Here is a 23,259-nt window from a genome sequence, read left to right as displayed (position 1 = left end):
TACTAGTGAAAAAGTTTTTCCAAAGGCCCTTTGGCTTGTGGAAGTGCCAGAACAATTGCTTTATCATTCATTTGAAGCTCAAAATCTCCATCAGGAATAAACACATCCTCTCCACGGATTACCCCCGCTACAATGGCTGTATCCGGGAAATGAAGATCCTTCAAAGCATATTTGGTCAGTCTATTGTTTTTGCAAACTGAGTATTGAATGAATTCTGCATCTACACCGTAAATTCCAGATACAGCTTCCACTGTTCCTTTCTTCAAATATCTTGAGATCTCATTTGCTGCAACCAACTTCTTGTTGATCAAAGAATCGACTCCGATACTGTGGGAAATATGAATGTATTCACGAGTATCCACATGGGCGATCGTTTTATAAACCCCATGATTTTTAGCAGACAAACTCGTAATAATATTGGTTTCGGAGGATTCTGTCAAAGCCAAAAAGGCATCCATCTGCTCCAAGCCTTCCTCAATCAGCAATTCAATGTTTTTATAATCACCATTGATAATCAATGTATTAGGAAGATTCTCAGCCAACCACTTACATCTTTCCTTATCCTTATTGACCAAGGTAACACGGAAATGATCTTCCAACTTCAAGGCAGTGGTCAAAGCCATATCATCTCCACCGATGATCATGATATTTTTGATAGTTCGCTTCTTTTGACCTATCAAATCCAAGATACTTTCTGTATGCTTCTTATTAGAGATAAAGAATACATGGTCATGATTTCTAATGATGGTGGAGCCTCGAGGAATGATTGTTTTCAGATCCCTCAGGATTGCGATGATTCGGATATCCTCAAAAATCGGATTGAGTTTCATATCCATAATCCTTTGATTCACCAAAGGATTGGTTTGATCCAAAGTCACTCCAACAATATTCAACTTCCCTCCTTCGAAATCGAATACCTCAGTAAAAGAGGAGTTTTGAATCATATTGAAGATCTCACGACTACAAAGCATAGTCGGTGAAATCAAATTGTCGATTCCTAAATTCTGAAAGTAATTGATGTTTTCATTGTTCAGGTAAGAGTGGTTCCTTACCCGGGCCATCACTCTTTTTGCACCTAATTGTTTGGCCAAAACTGCCGCAACAATATTAGTCTTTTCAGAGGTCGTAACAGCCAAGACCATGCTTGCACTTGAAACATTGGCTCTTTGAAGGATATCAATAGATGTGGCATCTCCTAAAACTGTCAATACATCCAGCTTGGAAGAAACATAATCCAAAACTTCACGCTCTGTATCAATCAGCGTAATGTCTTTATTATCATAACTTAATTGCTCGGCAAGGTGGTAACCCATATCCCCTGCTCCTGCAATTACAATGTGCATCCCCATAGGTATTGTTCTGGTGATAAAACAAGCTACAAAAGTAATATCTTTCTAAATGGTAATCAGCATTTAAGAATATTCTTTTGCGAAGCTAGGCTAAGTTAGCAAAGGGCAATGGGATTTAAGAAGATTTCTTTTGATTTTTAACTAATCATCCAAGACTTGTCTACTCTTAATTGCCGGAAGCTCTTCTACATCCTTCAACTTCCTTTGTATGGCTCTTGTTCGAACCCCCACTAACTTATCCAATTCGGAATTGGCCTCATTAAGTTTCTTCTGGGTCTTTTCTATTAAGTCTCCGAATTTGCCAAATTCAGTCTTAATAGCACCTAAAATTTGCCAGACCTCAGAACTTCTTTTTTGAATTGCCAAGGTTCTGAAGCCCATTTGAAGGCTATTTAGAATGGCAGAAAGCGTCGTAGGGCCTGTGACTAAGACTTTGTAATCCTGTTGAATTTGCTGGGCAAGTCCCGGTTCACGAAGGATTTCAGCATATAGACTTTCAACAGGTAAAAATAAAATTGCAAAATCTGTCGTATACGGTGGATGGATGTATTTATTCTGAATGTCAGAAGCCGCCTTTTTTACCGCTTTGATCAATTCAATTCGATTGGCTTCAATGGCCACTTTATCTACTGATTCGTAAGCATCAACTAATCTTAGAAATGATTCCTGAGGGAATTTGGAGTCCATTGGCAATAAAACAGGAGCATCCTGACCTGGCATTTTCACTGCAAATTCCACTCGCTCACGGTTTCCTTTTCCTACATCCGCATTGAACACGTATTGATCAGGGGCCAATTGGTTTTCCAAAATTGCCTGTAGTTGGTATTCGCCCAAAACTCCTCGACTCTTCACATTGCTCAACACTCTTTTCAGATCTCCAACTCCATTTGCTAGGCTTTGCATTTCTCCCAACCCTTTTTGAACGGCTTGCAATTGATTGCTGACCATTTCAAAGGACTGCCCCAGACGAGTTTCAAGAGTCTTTTGGAGTTTTTCATCTACCGTTTCACGAATTCTTTCCAGCTTCAATTCTGTAGCTTTCATCAATTCTTCCTGACGGCGATTGAGTTCACCCAACTTTTCTCTTTGCACACCATTAAAATCCTGAACATTTTGGCGAAAGACCTCACCAAATGACTTGAGGGCTTCTTTTTGATCCAAAGCACTAGATCTCAAAGAATTGAAAACCAATTGAAATTGAGAGTTCAAACTCTCTCTGGATTCTTTTCTTGCCATTGCCAGACCTGATTCCAATTCTCTTTTTAACTCAATGAGCTGTCTTTGAAGCTGCTCTGAACCTGAATTCCTTTTTCTATCCAAAAGAAAAACAACCAGGAAAATCACCTGGATCAATAAGACTAGTCCAATTAAAATTTCAATCTGCATAGGTCACGAATTTGGGTTGCTGAAGGTAGTCTTTCCTAATCTCCACTCCCAGAAAGGATAAGTACTCCGCGACAGATTCCGTCGGAATTTCTTCCATAGGCACATGTCCTGCTCCTTCAAAAACCACCAAATGAGCTTCTGGCATTACTTTTTTAAATTCTAGAGCATTAGAAATCGGTATCCATCGATCCCTGTCTCCCCATTGAATCAAAACAGGCATAGTAATCCTTGAGAATTCTTTGACATAATCTCTTGGCAACGCAAACCTTTCCAAGGTAGCCTGGCGATTTCCTTCACGGAGCATCAAATCGAAATAGCGATCAATAGTTTTTTCGTGCACCTTTTCCGGGTCGCCATATACCTCTTGTATATTCTTGGTAAATAAGAACTTTGGAGTGCATTTTAGCAGAATCTTGGAGAAGACTGGATTCTTAATCAAATCAAAAATTAAGGGATTACTTTTCGTACTTGTAGAATCTGAATCCAATTGCCTTGGTTGAATCTGGGGGGCTCCAGCAGCATCTATCAAATTCAAAGAAAGCACTTTATCAGGTCTAGTATCTGCAATTTTCAAAGCCACTGCCCCTCCCATCGAATTCCCTGCTAAATGAAATTTGTTAATATTTAGTTTTTCAGAAAGCCTTAGGACAAATTGGCTATAATCTCCAATGGTATATCTCTGGAGTGGATCAGGCCCTGTCAATCCATGTCCCGGTAAATCCACTGATATGGTCAAAAAATAAGGACTCATCTCTCTTTGCCATTCATCCCAAGTATGCAATGAAGAAAAGCTTCCATGCAGCAAAATCACAGGCTCACCACTTCCAACGAGCCTCACATGCAGCGTTACACCATCAATTTCTATAAAATGGGATTCTGGATAACTGTACTTTGCAAGCAATTCCTCTTGAGGAATATCACTTTTAAATAGCAGCAAAAGAAAAAACACCAATGACAAAAGTATCACCAATACTATTTTCCCAATTCGGCGCATAATTGCCATAGGTATGATTTTTTGAAAATGGAACCGCTTCGAAGTAGCAAAAATTCTTCCCAAAACCTTATTTTGGCAAAAAACTACCTCTTGAATCTAATAAAACTCTTTCAAAATATCGGTCCTGGTCCCATTGTAGCAGCAGCTTTTATTGGTCCGGGAACAGTCATGGTTTGCACCTTGGCTGGCTTCAATTTCGGCTTTTCACTTATTTGGGGAATGGGGCTTTCCATCCTTGCCACCATTATTCTTCAGGAAATGAGCGGTCGAATCGGGTTGGCAACAGGCAAAGATTTGAGTCAGTTGATCCGAAATCAGAATACTGGATTATTCTTCAAGATCATCCAGATTCTATTGGTGCTTTCTGCCATCGTTTTGGGAAATATTGCCTACGAATCTGGTAATATCACAGGAGCAAACCTGGGATTGGGGGTATTTATCGAACTACCGGTCTTCAATCTTGGGCCACTAACAATTGATTCTGGAAATTTATTATTGGGCTCTTTGGCCTTCTTAATTCTTTGGATAGGGAATTCCAAAGTCCTAGAAAAAGTACTAGTTGGTTTGGTCATTTTTATGTCATTGGCATTTTTGCTTACCGCCATTTTGGTTCAACCTGATTGGGGTATGGTCTTCAAGGGATTTATCCCTAGTCTATCTTCAGAGCAGATTCCAACTTTAGTTGCTTTGGTCGGTACTACCGTAGTGCCTTATAATCTTTTTCTTTACGCTAGTTTGGCAAAGAAAAAATGGAAAAGTCCCGACTCTATTCCTGCGATGCGTAGAGACATTATCTTATCGGTACTTCTGGGAGGATTAGTTTCAATGGCAATCGTGATTGTCGGTTCTGTGAATGAGAGTTTGAGTATTTCCTCAGCCAAAGATGTAGCAGCTGGGCTAGAGGGAGTATTTGGAAAAGCAGGAACCTATATGATGGGATTTGGGCTTTTGGCCGCAGGATTGACTTCGTCGATTACCGCTCCTTTGGCTGGAGCTTTGGTTATTTGTGGGATCATGAATTGGAGTCAAGATCATCAATCTAAGCCGATGAGGTTATCATTTCTGGTAATTGTTGGTTCTGGGTTGATTTTTGCCTCTTTTGGAATCAAGCCAGTTCAATTGATTTCTTTGGCTCAATTGGCCAACGGGACTCTCCTACCTCTGATTAGTGCTTGGTTAATCTGGGTTGCCAATCAAAAATCCTGGATGGGGGAACATAAAAACCCACTTATCATAAATCTTATTTCAATAGGAATTTGGGTAATCACCTTAGGATTAGGACTTAAGAGTATTGGCAATGTTTTGGATTTTCAAATTTTCTAGAAAATTCCGCAAATTCACTAAACCCTTCGCGCCTATCGGAGTCTAAGAAAACAATGCATAGTAGTGATCAGGAAATCCTTCAACTCATTCAAAGTCCTCTCGGAAAAGAGATGGGGTTTCGTAAACTGATTGAAAAATACCAAAGCCGTGTTTATCAAGTCATCCGAAGAATGGTATTGATTCATGAGGATGCCGATGACCTGACTCAAAGCACCTTCATCAAAGCCTTTCAGCATATTGGCAAGTTTCAGGGGAATTCAAGTTTATTTACCTGGCTGTATCGAATAGCCACCAATGAAACGCTGACATTTTTGGATAAAAAGAAAAAGCGGTATTTCTTCTCTATTGATGATCATCAAGAGAAAATGGAATCCTATTTGGATCAATCTGGAAGTATGGATGGAGATGAAATCCAAAAAAAGCTTCAAAAAGCCCTTTTGACTTTGCCCGAAAAACAACGCTTGGTCTTTCATATGAAATATCAAGATGATTTGACCTATGATGCTATATCAGAAATCACTGGAACTAGCGTAGGCGCTTTAAAGGCATCTTATCATCATGCAGTAAAAAAAATTGAAGATTTTCTAAAAGAAGAATAAACCTATCTATCTCAACTTAGTCTAATTAATAGCTATGTCACCCATACCAAAAATAAAGCCCTTTAAAGAACCAGATGGTTATTTTGATTCCTTGCCGGATCAAATTATGGCCAAAGTTCAACCTAAGCGTCAAATTGCTTGGGGAAGGTGGGCTGCAGCAGCAGTGATCATTATTTCAGTAGGGATCTACCGTTTCTATCCAAGCAATTCAGAAGATGAATTGCTTGTAATGGATGAACAGGTGAATCTCATGATTGATGCAAATTACTGGACAGCAGAGGATATTTTGGGAATGAGTGACAATCCAGATGAGCTATTGGATGGAATAATCGAAGAGGAACTTCCTATCGTCGATGAACTTTGGATCCAAGAAGACCCTTATCTAATAGAACTATGAAAAAATCTATCTATTCCTTGTTGATTCTAATTTTCTTTAGTCAAATAGCTTTTGCTCAAAGAGAGGGTTCATTTGATAAAGAAAAGCTAAAAGATGCTAGAATCGCCTTTATCACAGATCGATTGGATCTAAGCAGCCAACAGGCAGAAAGATTTTGGCCTATTTTCAATAAATACTCAGAAAGTAGAGAAGCCAATTTAAGAAAAATGGCAAGTCTCAATCCAAGAAGAGAAGAAGGAGAGATCAGTGATTCACAGGCAAAAACCATGATCACTGAAAGATTTAAACTCCAAAGACAAATGGTAGCAGACGAAGAAAAATTCGTACAGGAAGTATCTTCAGTGATCTCCTACTCCCAGATTCTTCAACTTAATGGGATTGCAAGAGATTTCACCCGAATGATCTACCAAAGACATAGAAGGCGTGATGATCAGAAACCATAAAAAAGAAAGCTCTCCATTAGGAAAGCTTTTTTATTTGAAGACCAATTAATCTTTCTTCAGCAAATCTCTGATTTCTTCCAAAAGAACTTCAGATTTTGGTGGTGGAGGTGGTGGAGCAGCAGCTTCTTTCTTCTCCTCTTTTTTGTTCATTTTGTTGATTCCTTTAATAGCAAGGAAAATCACAAAGGCGACAATTGCAAAATCAACTACGTTTTGGATAAACATCCCGTAATTGATTGTAACTGCATTAGTAACAACCTCTCCGGCAGCATCCAATTCAGCTTCTTTTAGCACATAGGCCAGTTTTTTAAAATCCATACCGCCCAATGCAAGTCCGATTGGAGGCATGATTACATCATTTACCAAGGAAGCTACAATTTTACCAAAAGCTCCGCCGATGATGACGCCGACCGCCATATCAACGACATTGCCTTTGACAGCAAACTCCTTGAATTCTTTAATCATTCCCATAATTAAAAGGTTAATGGTTGAAAATTCTTAGTGAATATTTAGATAATTATCTGTTTTAACAATAGACTTAGTCCAAATCTTTGAATTTTATTCAAGTTTTCTCCATTTCGACCGATTGCATACGTTTCCAATGGCTTTTTAGTAACATTGCAGCCAAATTCTGAATTTCATGAAAGCCCCTATAGCAGCAAAAAGAGATCATATTATTGAAACTCACGGACATTCCCGACAGGATCCATACTATTGGATGAATGATCGTGAAAATCCTGAAGTCATCAATTACCTGAATGAGGAAAATGACTTTACCAAAGAGGTCATGAAGTCAACAGAGACTTTCCAAGAGGATCTTTTCCAAGAAATGAAAGGTAGAATCAAGGAAGATGATCAATCTGTCCCCTATTTCAAATCTGGTTATTTCTGGTATTCCAGATATGAAAAAGGCAGCGAATACCCTCTTTATTGCCGCAAAAAGGAAAGCTTAGAAAACACTGAAGAAATCATTCTTGATGTCAATGAATTGGCTGAGGGGAAATCCTTTTTCCAAGTCGGAGGAATTGCGGTAAGTAGTGACCAAAACATACTGGCTTTCGCTTTTGATGAGGTAGGAAGAAGAATTTACTCTATCAAATTCAAAAACTTGGAGACTGGAGAAATTCTCGATTTTGAGATTCCAAAAACCACTGGAAACATGACCTGGGCAACGGATTCCCATGTTATTTTTTATTCCAAACAAGACGCTGAAACACTTAGATCCAACCAGATTTATCGCCATCAATTAGGTGATTCTTTGAATCTATCGACTTTGGTTTTTGAAGAAAAAGATGAAGAATTCACCTGTCATGTCCATAAATCCAAATCCCAAGAAATTGTTTTTATTCATTCTGAGAGCACAATCTCATCAGAAATGAGATTTATCGATGCCAAAAAACCATTTTCTGATTTCAAGGTGCTGCAGGAACGTATTCCCAATTTGGAATACGCTGCAGATCATTATCAAGATCATTTTTGGATCAGAACCAATAAAGATGCTCAAAACTTCCAAGTTGTAAAGGCCCCTGTTTCTGCACCACAGCTTGAAAATTGGGAGGATTTTATTCCGCATAGAGAAAATGTTCTCTTTGAGGATTTTGACATATTTCAAGACTTTTTCGTCTCTCAGGAAAGAAGCAACGGTTTAACTCAAATCAGAATCCAACCTTGGGATGGTAGCCAGGCACATGAACTGGAATTTGATGAAGAGACTTATACGGCTTGGATTGGAAACAATCCTGAGTTTGATTCAGAAATCCTTCGATTCGGTTACAATTCATTGGTTTCTCCTTCCTCTACCTACGATTATCATATGGTAACTAGAGAGAAGACTTTGCTCAAGCAACAGGAAGTTTTGGGAGGATACAATCAAGAGGAATACCAGTCAGCGAGAGTTTGGGCCAAAGCATCAGACGGAGTGATGGTTCCTATTTCTTTGGTCTATAAGAAGGATCTATTTGAGCCAAATGGAGAAAATCCCTTACTACTTTATGCCTACGGCTCCTATGGATACAGCATGGATGCTTACTTCTCCAGCACAAGATTGAGTTTATTGGATAGAGGATTTGTCTATGCCATAGCTCATATCCGTGGCGGTGAAGATCTCGGTAGACATTGGTATGAGGATGGAAAACTTTTGAAGAAAAGAAACACCTTTACTGACTTCATTGCATGCGCTGAACATCTTGTTGAGGAAAAATATACCAGTCCAAAGCACCTCTACGCAATGGGGGGAAGTGCCGGCGGGCTCTTGATGGGAGCTGTGATGAATATGAGACCGGATCTTTTCAATGGAATGGTTGCCGCTGTTCCTTTTGTGGATGTGGTGACGACTATGTTGGATGAAAGTATTCCTTTGACAACAGGTGAATTCAAAGAATGGGGAAATCCAAAGGATCAAGAATACTATGATTACATGCTTTCCTACTCCCCTTATGACAATGTGGAAGCGAAGAATTATCCTAATTTATTGGTCACTTCCGGCCTTCATGATTCGCAAGTTCAGTACTGGGAACCAACCAAATGGGTTGCTAAACTTCGTGATATCAAAACCGATTCCAACCTACTTCTTTTGTACACAAATATGGAAGCAGGACATGGAGGAGCCTCAGGCAGATTTAATGCTTTGAAGGAACTCGCCTTAGAGTATTCATTCCTTTTTAAATTGGAAAATTTAGTCCCTGAAAAATGAACGTGATTTTCACTTCATTTTATTCATGGAAAAATAAACTACAAATCAAGGCGTAAAAAGAGCGAAAAATGGAATTTTTTCTAACTTTGGCGCCAACCTATTAACTCACTATTCATGAAAATTGCGCTAATCGCCCATGATGGTAAAAAAGCCGACATGGTACATTTTTTAAGTGGCTTCAAAGACCGTCTTCACCAAAAAGATGTGGAATTGGTAGCTACCGGAACTACTGGTTCTCATATTGAGAGAGCTGGGTTCGATGTACAGAAGCTTCTATCTGGCCCAATAGGTGGCGATGCGCAGATAGCTGCAATGGCTGCACAAAAGGAATTGGACATGGTAATCTTTTTTAGAGATCCACTGGACAAGCACCCACATGAACCTGATGTGCAAATGTTGATGAGAATTTGTGATGTTCACAATATCCCATTGGCGACAAACCCCGCCTCTGCAGATTTAATGTTTAAGGCTTTAACTCAAACCCTATAATGGAACCTAAAACCATCAAAAAAATCGGAGTATTGACTTCAGGAGGAGATTCTCCTGGTATGAATGCTGCCATTCGAGCAGCAGTCCGAGCAGGATTTTATTACAACCTTGAAATGTACGGAATCTACCGTGGCTACGAGGGAATGATCCAAAACGACATTAAAAAACTCGATTCCAAAAATATCACTCACGTTTTGGAAAGAGGCGGTACCTTTTTGAAATCAGCTAGAAGTGCGGAATTCCGTACTCCTGAGGGACGTCAAAAGGCATATGACAATTTGAAAAGCCATGGAATCGATGCATTGGTTGTGATCGGAGGAGATGGTTCATTGACTGGAGCCCATTTATTCTACAAAGAATTTGGTGTACCGGCAATCGGTCTTCCTGGAACAATTGACAATGACCTTTCTGGAACAGATTCTACCATCGGATTTGATACCGCTTGTAATACTGCCATCGAAGCAATTGATAAAATCCGCGATACAGCAACTTCTCATGACAGACTATTCTTCGTAGAAGTAATGGGTCGTGATGCCGGTTTTATTGCTATCAATGCTGGAATTGGATCTGCAGCCGCGGCTATTTTGATCCCTGAGAAGAAAATGCCGATCGAAGAATTGGTTGATAAATTGAAAGTACGTAGCAAAGCCAAAAAGTCTTCCAACATTGTAATTGTTGCAGAAGGAGGAAAAAGTGGAGGAGCTGCTGAAATCGCTGAGAAGGTGAAAAAATTCCTTCCAACCTATGACATCAAAGTAACCATCTTGGGTCACTTGCAGCGTGGTGGAGCCCCTAGCTCTTATGACAGACTACTTTCTTCCAAATTAGGGGTTGCTGCTATCGAAGGATTAATTCAAGGCAAATACGATGTGATGGCGGGTTTAATTAACCACAAGGTGGTTTACACCCCTATCAAACGAGCCATCGTTGATGATAAAACCTTAGATGAAGATGATTTCAGAGTCGCAAAAATTTTATCGACTTAAATAAATCTTAAAAACGGGTTGGAAATTAATTTCCAGCCCGTTTTTGTTTAATATTACTTAAGATTCCCGCAACCCAATTTGGCCGATGAAATCAACCATTATATTTTTATTTCTGTTTCCAATTTCCATTTTCACTTTTGCTCAGTCAAAGGATTTCTTACTTCTAAAAAGAGGTGCCAACGTTCGTTCTCAAATTCGATTTTATCCTGGAGAACAGATCACTTACAAAAGCGCCAAACTCGGGTATTATGTGACTGATGTGATCAAGGAATTCAGTGATGATTACGTTTATTTGAGTGAGAACATCCTCTCTTTGAATGACATAGAGGCTATTGCAATTCGGAAAAAAGACAGAAGAAACGGCACTTTAACTGCATTCAACAGTCTAATTTTGGGCGCTGGCGTGATTCTTTTGACCGTGGACGGATTAAATTCAGTATACCATGAAGGAGAATTTTCCATAGATAAGGGCGTAGGAATAACAGGTGGTATTTTGGTCGCCACCGGCATTGCCATGCTTCCATTGCGGTATAAAACTTTTAAAAATCAAGGGAGAAACAAATTGCAGATCATCCGCATGAGGATGCCTGACTGATTCCCCAAATACTTAGCAAATCCAGATTTTTTTTCGGACTTTTGCAGCTTAATTTTCACAAACATAACATCATGACTTCGGACCAACTGAAAGACTTGAAAGCTCGCACCTCGGCTTTAAGGAGGTATCTTTGACTACGATCGGAAGAAAGCAGAAATCGAAGATCTAGAGGCTGTTTCAGCCCAGCCTGAATTCTGGAATGATCCAGAAGAGGCAGAAAAAACAATGAAACAAATCCAGGTTCGTAAAGGATGGACCAGTTCATTTGAAAGCTTGGATCAGATTATCCAAGACTTGGAGGTTTTGTATGAATTCTACTCGATGGATGAAGTCGGGGAAGATGAAATCAAAACTGAATACGAAAAAGCCAAAACAACTGTCGAGGAGCTTGAATTGAAGAAAATGCTTTCTTCAGAAGAAGATCAACTCAATGCTGTATTGGAAATCAACCCTGGTGCCGGTGGTACTGAAAGTAATGACTGGGCATCTATCTTGATGAGGATGTACATCATGTGGGGAGAGAAAAACGGTTATAAGGTGAAGGAAGTTGACGTTCAACCAGGTGAAGTTGCAGGTATTAAATCTGCCACTTTGGAATTTGAAGGTCCTTTGGCATATGGATTCTTGAAATCCGAAACCGGAGTTCACCGTTTGGTTAGAATCTCACCGTTTGACTCTGGAGGAAGACGCCATACCTCATTTGCATCAGTATATGCTTATCCTGAAGTTGATGATACGATTGAGATCGAAATCAATCCTGCCGATGTGGAACTTCAAACTTCCAGATCAGGTGGTGCGGGTGGACAGAACGTAAACAAGGTGGAAACCAAAGTTCAATTGACTCACAAGCCAACAGGAATAGTGGTTGTTTGTCAAATTGAACGTTCTCAGCTTGCCAACCGTGAGAAAGCCATGCAGATGTTGAAATCTCGATTGTACCAGATGGAATTGGAAAAGAGAAATGCTGAATTGGCAAAAATCGAATCTTCCAAATTGCGTGTGGATTTCGGATCTCAAATCAGAAACTACGTCCTTCACCCTTACAAGCTTGTCAAGGATAACCGAACGGGCTTCGAGACATCTGATACACAACATGTGTTGGATGGAGGCTTGAACGAATTTATGAAAGCCTTCTTACTTGCCCAGAGCGAGGAAGAAGCAAATAAAGACCAGTAAGCTATCCACGGTGATCAGTTTGCAGTGGTCACCATCAGAATTTCAAAAAGCCAGGATTTGATCCTGGCTTTTTTTGTGGTTGATCATTAGCATTCCGATTTTCCATCGATTTGGGAATTCAAAGCCATTTCTTCAACTCCTTTCCTTTTGGATCTTGACTCTTGATTCTTGGTTCTCGAATCTTGATACTAGATACTTAAATCTGATTAATTATTTTTGCATCATTCATGCGACTACTCCCCTCCTTTTTCAGTCTCAATTTCTTCCTTTTGTGCCTGAGCTCCTTTTTGTTTTTCTCATCATTCAATATGATCATTCCTGAGCTTCCAGCTTACCTGACTTCTTTGGGAGGTGAGGAATATAAAGGATTGATTATTTCTCTTTTTACCCTTTCGGCAGGACTTTCAAGACCCTTTAGCGGAAAGTTGGCTGATAAAATCGGAAGGATTCCAGTAATGATAGTGGGAACTTCCATTTGCTTCATTGTTGGCCTACTATACCCAATTCTCAACTTTGTCAGTGGCTTTCTGTTTCTTCGATTCATCCATGGATTTTCTACAGGATTCAAACCGACTGGAACTTCTGCCTACGTTGCTGATATCGTGCCTTTCCAAAAACGTGGTGAAGCCATGGGAATCCAATCTCTTTTTGGTTCACTCGGAATGGCCGCTGGGCCAGCTATTGGTGGTTGGATTGCGACGCATTGGGAGTTGAATGTGCTCTTCTACACCTCAGCATTTACTTCAATCTTTTCTATTTTGATTTTAGTCCGGCTCAAAGAAACACTTCCAAATAAAGAGAAGTTTTCATTGAATCTCTTTCGCCTAAAGAAAAATGAAATCATCGAAAAAAGAGTTTTGGTACCATCAACTATCCTCTTCCTGGCCGTTTTCTCTTTTGGAGTAGTTCTGACCATTATACCAGATTTATCTGAGCATTTAGGGATAGAAAACAAAGGGCTTTTCTTTGCCGTTTTCACCCTTTCCTCTTTAGGAATCCGATTATTGGCAGGCAAAGCCTCTGACAAGTATGGGAGAGTTCCTGTATTGAGAGTGGCTATTTTCTGTTTGATTTTGGCTATGATAACAATAGCCTCTGCTCAATCCAAATCAACATTATTGGCTGCTGGTGTTTTGTTTGGTTCAGCTGTTGGCATGTATAGTCCTACCACATCTGCCTGGGTAGTCGACCTTTCCTTAAATGATTTTAGAGGAAGAGCTTTGGCAACTATGTATATTTTCCTGGAGGCTGGAATTGGCTTTGGAGCCTTGGTTTCTGGCTGGATTTATGGAAATAATCCAGACAATTTCAGGTGGGTTTTCTTGACCAGTGCTGGAATGGCTTCTTTGGCTTTTATCTACCTCATTTTTATCAAAAAAGGAAAATATCAGGTAAGTCATTAAAAAAGGGTCTGAAAATTCAGACCCTTTGTTTAGAATTTAATTCCCTAAATACTCGCTCGTTCGAGGTATGGCAAATAATTTCTTTTGACGGCCATTGTAATAAGTTACTTTTTTCCCATCGAAATAAGCACCTTCCTCCAACATGATTCTGACATCTTTGTTCCATTCTTTGACGTGGACAACGGCATTTAGCTCAATTGCATATCCTGTACTAGCATGAAGTGGGAAGTCACCAGCTCCAGGAGTATCTCCCTGATTATCCCACATCCCAATAGTTGGGCCGGCAGAGTGACCATAAAAACCCAATGGATGGGTATAGATACTTCCATTGATTCCTTCAGATTGCATTTGGGTTCTTGATGCTTTTAGGATCTCATTACCAGTTTTCCCTGCAACATAATTGGAGGTCAAAATATCCTGCAATCTATTTCCTACTTCAAATGCTTTTTGCAGATATTCAGGCACTTCAGTTTCACCTGGTTTAAGAACATAAGCCATTTCCTGAGTATCGGTATTCAATCTCAAATAGGTGATCCCGAAATCAATATGGAGCAAATCACCAGGCATAATGGTCGCATCCGATGGTCGGGAAGCAAAAGATCTCTTGGAAGCCTCAGAATCAGCATCTGCTCTTTGAATATCTACTGATGGATGAAACCAAGTATCCAGTTTCAATTCTTTTATCTTCTCTCTATACCACCAAACCACATCGTCGGTTGTAGTGACTCCAGGAGTGATTACAGCAGAAGAAAGACCTTCCTGTACAATTTGATGAGCAATTTCCTGAATATGGCGATAGGTTGCCATTTCTGAAGGTGTACGGGTTTCAATCCATCTTACAGCTAGAGTTTGAGCTGAAACCACATTTTTCTGAAGGTTCTCAGGCAAATAATCCATAAAAACTCCATATTCATTATGAGTCAATCCGTCTGCATGACCATAATCTTTGGCAAAATCCAATCCGATCTTTTTCGGGTTTTTAGAAGCGATTAACTTCATCAAAGCATCCCATTGATCTGGTTGTTCTTCAGGATTCCAGGCTCTTTTAAATGATTTACCTACGTCATACCTAGCCACAGCATAAGTCTCTACAGCTTCATTTGGACTTGGTTGATACATAACTAGAATCGTCCTTCTCCTTGCAGCCATCCATGTGGCGGGCAACATCGTGCGGATAATAGGATCCTCGTTGTATTCTCTAGAAATGACCACCCACATATCGATTCCTGTTTCAGTCATCAATTCGGGTAGTAAATTCTCAATTCTGTCCTCTAGCCAAGAATCTATGACTTTGGCTTGGTCTCGCAAGGGCAAAACCGCCAAGTCCTGAGCATAGGAAATGGAGGAAATAAAGAGAAAAAGAATAGGTAGTAGTTTTTTCATAAGGGAAGGGGGTGGTTTTAAACCTTGAATATAAGCTTCCTCTCCTCAACCAATACCTATTTTGTTTGAAACTAGATTCTTTTTTCTTGAATGGCTTTTTTGCTAAGAATATGAAAGCGATAAAATAAAACCACAGCAGTGATAGTCAGACCTATCAAAAGTCCATACCATATTCCTCTTTCAGCCATTCCCATCTCAAAAGCAAGGAAATAGCCCAATGGCAATCCCAAAACCCAATAGGCAATTAAGGTGATCAAAGTAGGAAATTTGACATCCTCCATACCACGTAAAACACCCAAACCAGCCACCTGCACTCCATCGGATAACTGGAACATTCCAGCTATAATCAATAAAGTAGCTGAAGTCGCAATCACCTCAGGATCGTCGATATAAAGAGATGGAAGGAAATTTCTAAAGCTGACAAAAAGCAATGCTGTAATGGCCATAAATATCAGAACCATTGCAAAAACAACCATTCCGGCTTCTCTCATCGCTTTAAAGTTTCCTTTACCTATTTGATTACTCACCCGGATCATACCAGCGGTACTCAATCCAGCTGCCATCATATAACTAATGGACGCCAAATTCAAGGCGATCTGGTGACCCGCTAAAGCATTTACTCCGATCCAACCCATCATAATAGCCGCCGATCCAAAGGCACTTACTTCAAAAATGTATTGAAACCCTGTTGGTATCCCTACTTTCAAAATCCGATTGATCATGGGAAAACTGAATTTCTTAAGGCCTAAAGAAAGTTTGAACTTTGTATATCTCTTTGACCCCAGAATATACCACCCCAATAAAATCGGCATCATTATCCTGGAAATCAAAGTTGCAAGGCCTGCCCCTACCAATCCCATTTCTGGAGCTCCCAAATTCCCGAAAATCAACACCCAGTTTAGAAAAACATTCACAAGGTTGGATAAAATGGTCACCCCCATTGCTTGCTTCGTCTGAGAAAGTCCTTCTGCCAATTGCTTGAATGTTTGGAAAAACATAAAAGGAAAAAGCGAAGCAGTAATGATGAACAGATAAGGAATCGCCAATTCAACGACTTCTTCTGGTTGGTTCAGAAAATGTAAACCTTGGGATAATCCCAAGATAATCATGGTCAAAATCACAGCCGTACCCATATTAATCCAAAGCCCATGTTGAAAAAGTCTTCCAATCCTATTTAACTTCCCTTTCCCTTCGGCCATGGAAACCAATGGAGTAATACCCATGGAAACTCCCATTCCAAACATCAAAAGCACAAAAAAGATAGAATTGGCCAAAGAAGCTGCTGCCAAAGGAACAGCCCCTAACCTACCTACCATCATACTATCGGCCACACCCACCATTACTTGTCCCAACTGACTCAGAACAACCGGATAGGCCAATTTGTATGTAATCTGAAAATGATCTTTAATCGTCATCGCTATAAGCCCAAAATTCGGGCAACTTTTAAAATTCCTGCAATACTGATAGAATCGGTAATTTCGCCACGCATTACCATCTCTACCACTTCCGAAAATGGAAGCTTTTTAATTTGGAGAACTTCTGTTTCTTCAAACTCTGTTTCTCCTTGAGTTAAATCTTGGGCTAAATACACAAACCCCTCTTCGTCGGTAACTGAATTGGAAGTATGAATCCGAAGAACTTCAGTCCATTTGGCTGCTGTAAGCCCTGTTTCCTCTTTCAGTTCCCTTTTGGCACTTTCTAGTAAATCCAGTCCAATTGGTCCTCCACCCATTGGAATTTCCCATGAATACTCATCCAAAGCATAGCGATATTGCCCCACCAACCAGGTATTTCCTTCTTCATCTACAGGGACGATAGCCATGGCTTTATTCTTAAAATGAAGCTTTCCATAAATCCCTTCTTTTCCGGCAGGAGTTAACACATCATGTTCCTCCAAATGGATCCAAGGGTTTTGATAGATTGATTTTTTACGAAGGGTTTTCCAGGGATTTTCAAACATAACACACAAAAAAAAGGGGTGACATTGCCACCCCTTTCGATTTTAATATAAAATAGTTTATGCCGGGATAGGCAATACTTTAGAATCTTTGAATGTGGACAAAATTACCATGGATTGCATAGAGTCTACCTCTTTAATCTCAGAAACTTTTTCCAACATCAGCTTTTGGTAAGCCGTGATATCTTTTGCAATGATTTTCAAAATGAAATCACCTGTACCAGTGATGTGGTGACATTCGATCACTTCAGGAATGCCATTGATTTCTTTCATAAAAGCATCGATGTTTGCTTTGTTGTGGCCAATCAAACTAACCAATACAAATGTGCTTACACCCAATCCGATTTTTTCAGGATCAAGCTTCGCATGGTAGCTTTTGATGATTCCAGACTGTTCTAATTTCTTCACACGTTCCAAGGTTGGAGCTGGAGAAAGTCCTATATCTTTAGAGAGTTGAGCGTTTGTAATTTTCGCATTTCCCTGAAGAATTTCGAGAATCCTGCGATCAATTTTATCAAATTTAATTCTTACGCTATTATCCATGATTTCTTGCTTTTACAAAATTTTCTGTGGTGCAAATTTATAATAATTAAGGAAAGTTTTAAAACTATTAAAGATATTTTAATAGACTAAAATCAAAATAATCTTTAGAAATGAAGGGTGTTTAGCAAAGATTCCTTTCAATTTAGCTTTCTCAATTCCCAAATTTCAAATTATCTCCTGTATTGATTGCTAAAAACGTAAACTTTTCGCTTAAAGTTTATTCTTTTTGATAAAATCTCTTGCCGCCTGATGAGCGGGGTGTTTTCGCTTTGCGTATTTCTTTACTTTCTTAAAATATTCTTTTGCCAGAGGTTTATTATTCTCGTCCATGGCGATTTTGCCAAGTTCAACTAAAGAGAAAAGATAATATCCACTTTCTTGGGACTCTGATTCTTCACCGTAAGAAAGCGTTTTCAAATAATATCGCTTGGCTTGAGCCTGATCTCCGATACGGTCATTATACTGAGCCAAGTAAAAAGCAGCATACCTTCCGCTGTTGGCTTCATAACCTTCTTGCTTGGCATCGATTCGATCCAATATCTGCTTGGACTGCTCCATAGACTCGGTCCATCTGCCCACTGTATATAAATGGCGGGCATAAGATCTATGGAAATAGGGATTGTCAGGAAACTTTCCGTGTAGATATTCGGAGATTCTAAGGGCTTCATAGGGTTTCTTTTCTTCCGATGCATACAATCGGAATAAAAAGTACATCGCCTCTATCCTTGTGTAAAAAGCATTTTCAGCCACTTGTTCCAGCTGCTGCAATCCTAGCTCTTTATCACCTTTTGGAAATAGTGCCATTACAGGTTTCAACAGTGGATAATTTTCCGGTATCCATTCGGAAAAATAATTGAACAAGGCATCTCCCAACAACAATTCAGGATTAAACTCCTCTTCTCCCCTACTTTTCTCCATGTATTTCAGAGCATTCTTTCCAGCCCAAGCAGCTTTTGTCCAGCTTTTTCTTTCTGAAAGCAATCGACCTTGAAATCCATAGCCAGCAGCTAAAAAGAAAGCTGCCTCCTTATTATCTTCACCCTCATCATACATCTTTTCGGCCTTTTCATTGGCTCTGTCAATGTAGGCTAGAAAAATATCATCATACTTTTCATTGGTAACATCCACTTCAATCCTCCACCAATAACTCAAGGCCATCAAAAAATCAGGTAATGGATGATCGGGGTATTGATAACTCAACACTGCAAAATCATGTTCTGCAGTCTTGAAATCAAAATTATACATGCTATTGATGGACTTGGTCACGCGGTATTGTAAGCCGCGATCCAAAAGCAGATAGGGAGACGATTTTACAGTCAGACTATCTGCAGGCAAAGATTGAGCATCCAAAGGACGAATACTCATCATCAATAGCGTGAAAATATATATCAGGGTCTTTTTATTCATAGTTATACTCCAATTCTATACAAAATTATACCATATCTCTCACTTTCGATTAGATTTGAATAAGATTGATAAGAAACATGCCCAAAGAACTCAGTACAATAGCTCAACGTGTAAAAAGCCTTTTGGATTTCGATAAGAGACTCTATTTTTTCTTAATTCTGATGTTGTTTTGGGTGATTCGCTATTTGACTAACACAGTTATCATCCAAGCAATTCCCGACGGGGAAAATTTAGATGCTCGTGGTGATTTGATGATCTTCCACGTATTCAACACTTTAAACTATATCTGGACACCATTTGCACTCCTTTGGAAATTTACAGTGATCTCTTTTTTGTTTTGGCTGGGTGGCTTTTTTCTGGGATACAAACTTCCCTTTAAAGAATTATGGAAATTCGCTTTAGTGGCAGAAGGCGTATTTATTCTCCCAGAACTGATCCGGTTTTTAGTCTTTTTAAAACCAAGTTCCTCTACCACTTTTTTGGAAATCCAAGAGTATCAACCTTTCTCAGTTTTATCATTCCTTGGATTCAATTCGGTACCAGAGCGATGGTGGTATCCATTAGGCACCTTGAATATCTTTGAGGTGATCTATGCTGTTCTATGGATTTACGGCTTTCACGCTATTAGCAATAGAAGTATGAAAGAATCCGTGATAGCAGTTTTGGTTTGCTATGTATTCCCATTAATCGTTTGGTTGACGTGGTTTGTGATGGTTTATAGAGACTAGCAATAAAAAACGCGGGCTGAAACAACCCGCGTTTTTTATTTAAACACACCTATTCTAATTCATTATACTACTTCGAAAGGCCATCTTCCGATACCTCCCGACATATTTTTCAAATTGGTAAATCCCATATTCGCCATTACTTCGCAAGCTTGCCCACTTCTATTACCACTTCTGCAGTAAACTAAGTAGGTTTTATCTTTTGGAAGGTTTTGAATTTGAGTTACAAAATCTCTAGACATAATGTCTATGTTTCTTGCTCCTCTCAATTTTCCACCTGAGAATTCTCCGGCAGTTCTAACGTCCAATACAACAGTATTGGGTTGAAGCATAAGATCATGAAACTCTCCAACTGGGATATCTTCGTAATTTTTTGGTTTTGCTTTTAGGAAATCAAACATGGTCGTTCTGGTTTAAATTAGTATTACAAATTTACCAACCTTCACATCCTCAATCAGTACTTCTTGTCACACAAGAAACTTGATTATATTTTTCCCATTATCTTCAAAACGATCAATCTGACCAATAAAACCCATGGAAATCCATGAAGTGCCAGATCGAACCAATCCATCATTTGCATCCCATGCGCCCCTCCTGCTACCCATTTGATTTTTCCCCAAATGTGTGGTTCTGGCGTAAAGGGCATCAAACCCAGTGTTAAACAGATCAAAATCACAGGGCCCAAACTCAAATTGGACCTGTTTATTTCTTTTTTTTCAGCCATGGATAAGTGATTTGTGACCAAAAGCTATGCGGGAATTCTTCAATATTTTCAAAACCCAACGGCTCGTCTTTTCCATCATTTGGGATATACGCCGTTCCAAAAAGGTAATCCCATAAACTCAGGGAAATTCCATAATTCACACCATGACTACCCTCAGGAAGATGCTTGGCATGGTGCCAAGTATGCATGATAGGGTTATTCAAAATGTATTTTAGGGGACCATAAGAAATCTTCACATTGGCATGATTCAAGTGACCGATCAATATGGTTACGATGTGCAATACAAAAAAATCATCCAGCCCAAAACCGATCATCGCCAACGGAATATACTGAATGGACTTATAGACGATCGTTTCCATCCAATGGTATCGTAAATGCGCCGCAAAGCCCATTTGCTCCACCGAATGATGAACCTTATGAAATTCCCAAAGCCATGGAACATAATGGAGCAATCTGTGGACATTCCATTGGATAAAGTCAGCCACAAGGAACATCAATAGGAATTGACCCCAAACGGGCCAGGAATTCACTTCTATAGCCACGAGATTGGTAACCCCAAACAATCCCAGAAAATCATTAAATGCCTCTACAAACACATTTGAAATGGAATTATAGAGGATTAAGGAAAAGAGAAAGAAGTTGAAAAACATATAAAATGCATCCAACCAAAAATCTTTCCGAAATAAAGGCCGGTCTTTTCTCCAAGGGAAGATGATTTCTAGTAACCAAACTCCTATAGAAAGTCCCAAAAGCCAATAAAAATAATTGTGCCATGATGGGTACAGAATCTCTGAAGTCAGATAATTCCAGTACCCATAATAGCCATCTAGAAATATTTTAAAATACTTTTCAAGCATTATGCACCGAATAATTCTTTACCGATGATGTAAATACCCATAATCAATACAAACCATCCGAAGCCTTTCTTCAAAGCTTTATCATTGATCTTCTTAGAAAGTGCAGATCCGATGAATATACCAACTACAGAAAGTCCCGTGAAGATCAACAACATGTTCCAATCAATAGTTTGATTACTGACGTCTCCCAAGAATCCAATCAAGGATTTTGCTGCAATGATCAAAAGAGAGGTCCCTACAGCTAGTTTCATAGGAAGTTTAGCCAAAATCACCAAAGCCGGAATAATCAAGAATCCACCACCGGCTCCTACGATCCCAGTGATCAAACCGACAACTGAACCTTCTAATGCGATCATTGGAATATTGAACTTCACTTCACTTTCTTCGTCACAATCTTTACACTTCTTGCTACGAATCATAGAAAATGATGCTGCTAACATGATAAGCGCGAAGAAAACCATGATCCCCATATTTTTGCTGACTATCGTTTCTCCTACTGTAAACAACGGATCAGGAAGCCATGGAACTAGGAATTTTCTAGTCAAGAACACCGCAATAAAAGAAGGGATTGCAAATACAAGGGCCGTCTTATAATCTACCAAACCTTGTCTCATGTAATTTCCCGCCCCTACCAAAGAAGTGGAACCTACGACAAATAAAGAATAAGCCGTTGCCAAAACTGGATCTACACCTAAAATGTAAACCAAAACAGGAACGGTCAAAATAGAGCCGCCCCCACCGATAAGTCCTAAACTCACACCAATTATAATTGCTGCTGCATATCCGATAAGGATTAATACATCCATAATTTCAATTTTTTAAGTTTTACCCTACAAAAGTAGCTTGGCGAGCTCCCGGTAAGCAGTAACAATTGTCACATGCGTTATTCACTTTTAGAAAATTAATTCCAACTGCTTCATTTACTGCCTGATTAAATTAGTGAAGAGATTGATTTTTATCATGGTTTTCTGTTTTTCTTTCCAATAAATTGAAATCGATAAATAAATGACCATGAAAATCCTCATCCCAATTGATTTCTCAGACAATTCCATCAAGGCACTAGAATATGCTATTGGACTTGCAGGCCCTAAAAAGTATAGCATCACTTTGGTGCATGTCGTAGAGATGGTTTATGATTTTGCTGCACAAACAGCTGTGGCAATTGATGGCATGCATCAAGATGCAAGAGAATCTTTGATCAAACTGATTCATAAGTATGATCATACCAATATTGACTTTCATTCCAAAACCTTAGAAGGAACCCCGTCCATTCTTCTTGCAAAACTGGCCGAAGAGGAAGATGCAGATTTGATCATCATGGGAACTCATGGAGTCTCTGGAATCAAAAAAGTGATGCTTGGATCTACAGCAGTTGAGGTAGTCAAAGAATCTACCAAACCGGTTTTATTGGTTCCAGTAGAAGGAAATATCACCTTCACATCCAAAATCACTCTGGCCTTAGAAATAGCCAATCATGAGGAGCCTTTCATTGAAAGAGTGATCAAAATGGCTGAATTCTGGGATCTGGATTTGGAAATTTTACACCTTCAAAGCAAAATAGATTTCAAAGAAAAGCTATCTGTATTGGGGTTACAGGCTTATCTCAAGGAGAAATTCCCTAAACTAATCAGCGAAGTAATTACCATTCCTACCATAGAAATAGGGAAAGGACTAGATGCCTATTTTGAAGATAATGAAGATGCGATTTTGACCATGTGCCACCATCATAAGACTTTCTGGCAACAGATTACAAGCAAAAGCAGATCGCTTGAAATGGCCTATCATACAAAAGTGCCTCTCTTGATTATGCTATAAATCTAGAGAGGCACAA

25 protein-coding genes are annotated in these 23,259 nt (G+C 39.4%); 12 read left to right on the top strand and 13 right to left on the bottom strand.

The window, feature by feature from the left end; all coding sequences use genetic code 11:
- Positions 1-2: 2 nt before the first annotated feature.
- From trkA to BUF13_RS01540, 3 genes are all read right to left on the bottom strand, one after another.
- Complete coding sequence (gene trkA / locus BUF13_RS01550; protein WP_073569989.1) at positions 3-1,349, bottom strand: Trk system potassium transporter TrkA; 1,347 nt, start codon at positions 1,347-1,349, stop codon at positions 3-5.
- Positions 1,350-1,490: 141 nt separating this feature from the next.
- Positions 1,491-2,735, bottom strand: coding sequence for a DNA recombination protein RmuC (locus BUF13_RS01545; protein ID WP_073569988.1), 1,245 nt, complete (start codon positions 2,733-2,735; stop codon positions 1,491-1,493).
- Complete coding sequence (locus BUF13_RS01540) at positions 2,725-3,738, bottom strand: alpha/beta fold hydrolase (protein WP_073569987.1); 1,014 nt, start codon at positions 3,736-3,738, stop codon at positions 2,725-2,727. Before BUF13_RS01540 ends, BUF13_RS01545 begins: the two co-directional genes overlap by 11 nt.
- A gap of 81 nt (positions 3,739-3,819) precedes the next feature.
- Between BUF13_RS01540 and BUF13_RS01535 the strand changes: the two genes are divergently transcribed.
- The 4 genes from BUF13_RS01535 to BUF13_RS01520 are packed head-to-tail and all read left to right on the top strand — an operon-like array spanning position 3,820 to position 6,491.
- Complete coding sequence (locus BUF13_RS01535) at positions 3,820-5,052, top strand: Nramp family divalent metal transporter (protein WP_243839677.1); 1,233 nt, start codon at positions 3,820-3,822, stop codon at positions 5,050-5,052.
- 53 nt (positions 5,053-5,105) lie between these two features.
- Positions 5,106-5,651 (top strand): RNA polymerase sigma factor, encoded by a 546-nt coding sequence (locus BUF13_RS01530; RefSeq protein WP_073569986.1) that lies wholly within the window; start codon positions 5,106-5,108, stop codon positions 5,649-5,651.
- Positions 5,652-5,685: 34 nt separating this feature from the next.
- The gene (locus BUF13_RS01525) at positions 5,686-6,048 is read left to right on the top strand and encodes a hypothetical protein (RefSeq protein WP_134204290.1); all 363 of its coding nucleotides are present in this window, start codon (positions 5,686-5,688) and stop codon (positions 6,046-6,048) included.
- Positions 6,045-6,491, top strand: a complete 447-nt coding sequence (locus BUF13_RS01520) for a hypothetical protein (RefSeq protein WP_073569984.1) — start codon at positions 6,045-6,047, stop codon at positions 6,489-6,491. The genes BUF13_RS01525 and BUF13_RS01520 overlap by 4 nt, the downstream gene beginning before the upstream one ends.
- 45 nt (positions 6,492-6,536) lie before the next feature.
- Here the strand turns inward: BUF13_RS01520 and mscL are convergent, their stop codons facing one another.
- Positions 6,537-6,962 carry a large-conductance mechanosensitive channel protein MscL gene (gene mscL / locus BUF13_RS01515; RefSeq protein WP_073569983.1) on the bottom strand — a complete coding sequence of 142 codons (426 nt, stop codon included), beginning with the start codon at positions 6,960-6,962 and terminating at the stop codon, positions 6,537-6,539.
- Between the two features lie 169 nt (positions 6,963-7,131).
- Here mscL and BUF13_RS01510 point away from each other — a divergent pair, with 169 nt between their 5' ends.
- The 6 genes from BUF13_RS01510 (at position 7,132) to BUF13_RS01485 (ending at position 13,832) form a co-directional block, all read left to right on the top strand.
- Positions 7,132-9,183 carry a S9 family peptidase gene (locus BUF13_RS01510; protein WP_073569982.1) on the top strand — a complete coding sequence of 684 codons (2,052 nt, stop codon included), beginning with the start codon at positions 7,132-7,134 and terminating at the stop codon, positions 9,181-9,183.
- A gap of 114 nt (positions 9,184-9,297) precedes the next feature.
- Positions 9,298-9,672, top strand: coding sequence for a methylglyoxal synthase (locus BUF13_RS01505; RefSeq protein ID WP_073569981.1), 375 nt, complete (start codon positions 9,298-9,300; stop codon positions 9,670-9,672).
- Entirely contained in the window at positions 9,672-10,658 is a 987-nt protein-coding gene (pfkA, locus tag BUF13_RS01500; RefSeq protein WP_073569980.1) for a 6-phosphofructokinase, read from the top strand. Before BUF13_RS01505 ends, pfkA begins: the two co-directional genes overlap by 1 nt.
- Before the next feature lie 85 nt (positions 10,659-10,743).
- On the top strand, positions 10,744-11,253 hold the full coding sequence (locus tag BUF13_RS01495; protein WP_073569979.1) for a hypothetical protein: 510 nt from the start codon (positions 10,744-10,746) through the stop codon (positions 11,251-11,253).
- 71 nt (positions 11,254-11,324) lie between these two features.
- Positions 11,325-12,429, top strand: a protein-coding gene (gene prfB, locus BUF13_RS01490) for a peptide chain release factor 2 (RefSeq protein WP_134204288.1) whose coding sequence is annotated in 2 segments (ribosomal slippage) — positions 11,325-11,384 and positions 11,386-12,429 — 1,104 coding nt in all. Because the reading frame shifts where the segments join, the coding sequence is not laid out codon by codon here.
- A gap of 227 nt (positions 12,430-12,656) precedes the next feature.
- Positions 12,657-13,832 carry an MFS transporter gene (locus tag BUF13_RS01485; protein WP_073569977.1) on the top strand — a complete coding sequence of 392 codons (1,176 nt, stop codon included), beginning with the start codon at positions 12,657-12,659 and terminating at the stop codon, positions 13,830-13,832.
- Positions 13,833-13,868: 36 nt separating this feature from the next.
- Here the strand turns inward: BUF13_RS01485 and BUF13_RS01480 are convergent, their stop codons facing one another.
- The 5 genes from BUF13_RS01480 to BUF13_RS01460 form a co-directional block, all read right to left on the bottom strand.
- Positions 13,869-15,215: a M24 family metallopeptidase gene (locus tag BUF13_RS01480; RefSeq protein WP_073569976.1), complete on the bottom strand. Its 1,347-nt coding sequence runs from the start codon at positions 15,213-15,215 to the stop codon at positions 13,869-13,871.
- 71 nt (positions 15,216-15,286) lie between these two features.
- Positions 15,287-16,630 carry an MATE family efflux transporter gene (locus tag BUF13_RS01475; RefSeq protein ID WP_073569975.1) on the bottom strand — a complete coding sequence of 448 codons (1,344 nt, stop codon included), beginning with the start codon at positions 16,628-16,630 and terminating at the stop codon, positions 15,287-15,289.
- A gap of 2 nt (positions 16,631-16,632) precedes the next feature.
- A complete protein-coding gene (locus BUF13_RS01470; protein WP_073569974.1) occupies positions 16,633-17,175 on the bottom strand; it encodes an NUDIX domain-containing protein in 543 nt (180 codons plus the stop codon).
- A 57-nt stretch (positions 17,176-17,232) separates the two neighbouring features.
- Complete coding sequence (locus tag BUF13_RS01465; protein WP_073569973.1) at positions 17,233-17,715, bottom strand: Lrp/AsnC family transcriptional regulator; 483 nt, start codon at positions 17,713-17,715, stop codon at positions 17,233-17,235.
- Positions 17,716-17,925: 210 nt separating this feature from the next.
- Complete coding sequence (locus tag BUF13_RS01460; RefSeq protein ID WP_394345358.1) at positions 17,926-19,083, bottom strand: tol-pal system protein YbgF; 1,158 nt, start codon at positions 19,081-19,083, stop codon at positions 17,926-17,928.
- Positions 19,084-19,199: 116 nt separating this feature from the next.
- Here BUF13_RS01460 and BUF13_RS01455 point away from each other — a divergent pair, with 116 nt between their 5' ends.
- Entirely contained in the window at positions 19,200-19,850 is a 651-nt protein-coding gene (locus BUF13_RS01455; RefSeq protein WP_073569971.1) for a sulfate ABC transporter permease, read from the top strand.
- Between the two features lie 62 nt (positions 19,851-19,912).
- On the opposite strand, the gene BUF13_RS01450 is transcribed toward BUF13_RS01455, so the two are convergent.
- The 4 genes from BUF13_RS01450 to BUF13_RS01435 all read right to left on the bottom strand — a co-directional run bounded on the left by BUF13_RS01450 (position 19,913) and on the right by BUF13_RS01435 (position 22,234).
- Positions 19,913-20,248: a rhodanese-like domain-containing protein gene (locus BUF13_RS01450; protein WP_073569970.1), complete on the bottom strand. Its 336-nt coding sequence runs from the start codon at positions 20,246-20,248 to the stop codon at positions 19,913-19,915.
- Between the two features lie 83 nt (positions 20,249-20,331).
- Entirely contained in the window at positions 20,332-20,571 is a 240-nt protein-coding gene (locus BUF13_RS01445) for a hypothetical protein (RefSeq protein WP_073570801.1), read from the bottom strand.
- Positions 20,550-21,428, bottom strand: coding sequence for a sterol desaturase family protein (locus BUF13_RS01440; protein WP_073569969.1), 879 nt, complete (start codon positions 21,426-21,428; stop codon positions 20,550-20,552). Before BUF13_RS01440 ends, BUF13_RS01445 begins: the two co-directional genes overlap by 22 nt.
- Positions 21,428-22,234, bottom strand: a complete 807-nt coding sequence (locus BUF13_RS01435; RefSeq protein WP_073569968.1) for a sulfite exporter TauE/SafE family protein — start codon at positions 22,232-22,234, stop codon at positions 21,428-21,430. The genes BUF13_RS01440 and BUF13_RS01435 overlap by 1 nt, the downstream gene beginning before the upstream one ends.
- A 205-nt stretch (positions 22,235-22,439) precedes the next feature.
- Between BUF13_RS01435 and BUF13_RS01430 the strand changes: the two genes are divergently transcribed.
- Positions 22,440-23,243 (top strand): universal stress protein, encoded by an 804-nt coding sequence (locus BUF13_RS01430; RefSeq protein ID WP_166669802.1) that lies wholly within the window; start codon positions 22,440-22,442, stop codon positions 23,241-23,243.
- The last annotated feature ends 16 nt before the right edge of the window (positions 23,244-23,259 follow it).

The sequence above is a fragment of the Algoriphagus zhangzhouensis genome (assembly GCF_900148515.1).
Lineage (GTDB): Bacteria > Bacteroidota > Bacteroidia > Cytophagales > Cyclobacteriaceae > Algoriphagus > Algoriphagus zhangzhouensis.
The sequence above is the reverse complement of the archived record's forward strand: the minus strand, read 5'-3'. Positions and strand labels throughout refer to the sequence as shown.

Excerpts from the sequence above, each read along its gene's own strand:
- BUF13_RS01455 (WP_073569971.1), top strand. The coding sequence starts at position 19,200 with ATGCCCAAAGAACTCAGTACAATAGCTCAACGTGTAAAAAGCCTTTTG.
- BUF13_RS01525 (WP_134204290.1), top strand. The coding sequence starts at position 5,686 with ATGTCACCCATACCAAAAATAAAGCCCTTTAAAGAACCAGATGGTTAT.
- BUF13_RS01530 (WP_073569986.1), top strand. The coding sequence starts at position 5,106 with ATGCATAGTAGTGATCAGGAAATCCTTCAACTCATTCAAAGTCCTCTC.
- mscL (WP_073569983.1), bottom strand. The coding sequence starts at position 6,962 with ATGGGAATGATTAAAGAATTCAAGGAGTTTGCTGTCAAAGGCAATGTC.
- BUF13_RS01510 (WP_073569982.1), top strand. The coding sequence starts at position 7,132 with ATGAAAGCCCCTATAGCAGCAAAAAGAGATCATATTATTGAAACTCAC.
- BUF13_RS01520 (WP_073569984.1), top strand. The coding sequence starts at position 6,045 with ATGAAAAAATCTATCTATTCCTTGTTGATTCTAATTTTCTTTAGTCAA.
- BUF13_RS01505 (WP_073569981.1), top strand. The coding sequence starts at position 9,298 with ATGAAAATTGCGCTAATCGCCCATGATGGTAAAAAAGCCGACATGGTA.
- BUF13_RS01475 (WP_073569975.1), bottom strand. The coding sequence starts at position 16,630 with ATGACGATTAAAGATCATTTTCAGATTACATACAAATTGGCCTATCCG.
- BUF13_RS01460 (WP_394345358.1), bottom strand. The coding sequence starts at position 19,083 with ATGATGAGTATTCGTCCTTTGGATGCTCAATCTTTGCCTGCAGATAGT.
- BUF13_RS01485 (WP_073569977.1), top strand. The coding sequence starts at position 12,657 with ATGCGACTACTCCCCTCCTTTTTCAGTCTCAATTTCTTCCTTTTGTGC.
- trkA (WP_073569989.1), bottom strand. The coding sequence starts at position 1,349 with ATGGGGATGCACATTGTAATTGCAGGAGCAGGGGATATGGGTTACCAC.
- BUF13_RS01480 (WP_073569976.1), bottom strand. The coding sequence starts at position 15,215 with ATGAAAAAACTACTACCTATTCTTTTTCTCTTTATTTCCTCCATTTCC.
- BUF13_RS01470 (WP_073569974.1), bottom strand. The coding sequence starts at position 17,175 with ATGTTTGAAAATCCCTGGAAAACCCTTCGTAAAAAATCAATCTATCAA.
- BUF13_RS01540 (WP_073569987.1), bottom strand. The coding sequence starts at position 3,738 with ATGGCAATTATGCGCCGAATTGGGAAAATAGTATTGGTGATACTTTTG.
- BUF13_RS01435 (WP_073569968.1), bottom strand. The coding sequence starts at position 22,234 with ATGGATGTATTAATCCTTATCGGATATGCAGCAGCAATTATAATTGGT.
- pfkA (WP_073569980.1), top strand. The coding sequence starts at position 9,672 with ATGGAACCTAAAACCATCAAAAAAATCGGAGTATTGACTTCAGGAGGA.
- BUF13_RS01545 (WP_073569988.1), bottom strand. The coding sequence starts at position 2,735 with ATGCAGATTGAAATTTTAATTGGACTAGTCTTATTGATCCAGGTGATT.
- BUF13_RS01430 (WP_166669802.1), top strand. The coding sequence starts at position 22,440 with ATGAAAATCCTCATCCCAATTGATTTCTCAGACAATTCCATCAAGGCA.
- BUF13_RS01465 (WP_073569973.1), bottom strand. The coding sequence starts at position 17,715 with ATGGATAATAGCGTAAGAATTAAATTTGATAAAATTGATCGCAGGATT.
- BUF13_RS01445 (WP_073570801.1), bottom strand. The coding sequence starts at position 20,571 with ATGGCTGAAAAAAAAGAAATAAACAGGTCCAATTTGAGTTTGGGCCCT.
- BUF13_RS01440 (WP_073569969.1), bottom strand. The coding sequence starts at position 21,428 with ATGCTTGAAAAGTATTTTAAAATATTTCTAGATGGCTATTATGGGTAC.
- BUF13_RS01495 (WP_073569979.1), top strand. The coding sequence starts at position 10,744 with ATGAAATCAACCATTATATTTTTATTTCTGTTTCCAATTTCCATTTTC.
- BUF13_RS01450 (WP_073569970.1), bottom strand. The coding sequence starts at position 20,248 with ATGTTTGATTTCCTAAAAGCAAAACCAAAAAATTACGAAGATATCCCA.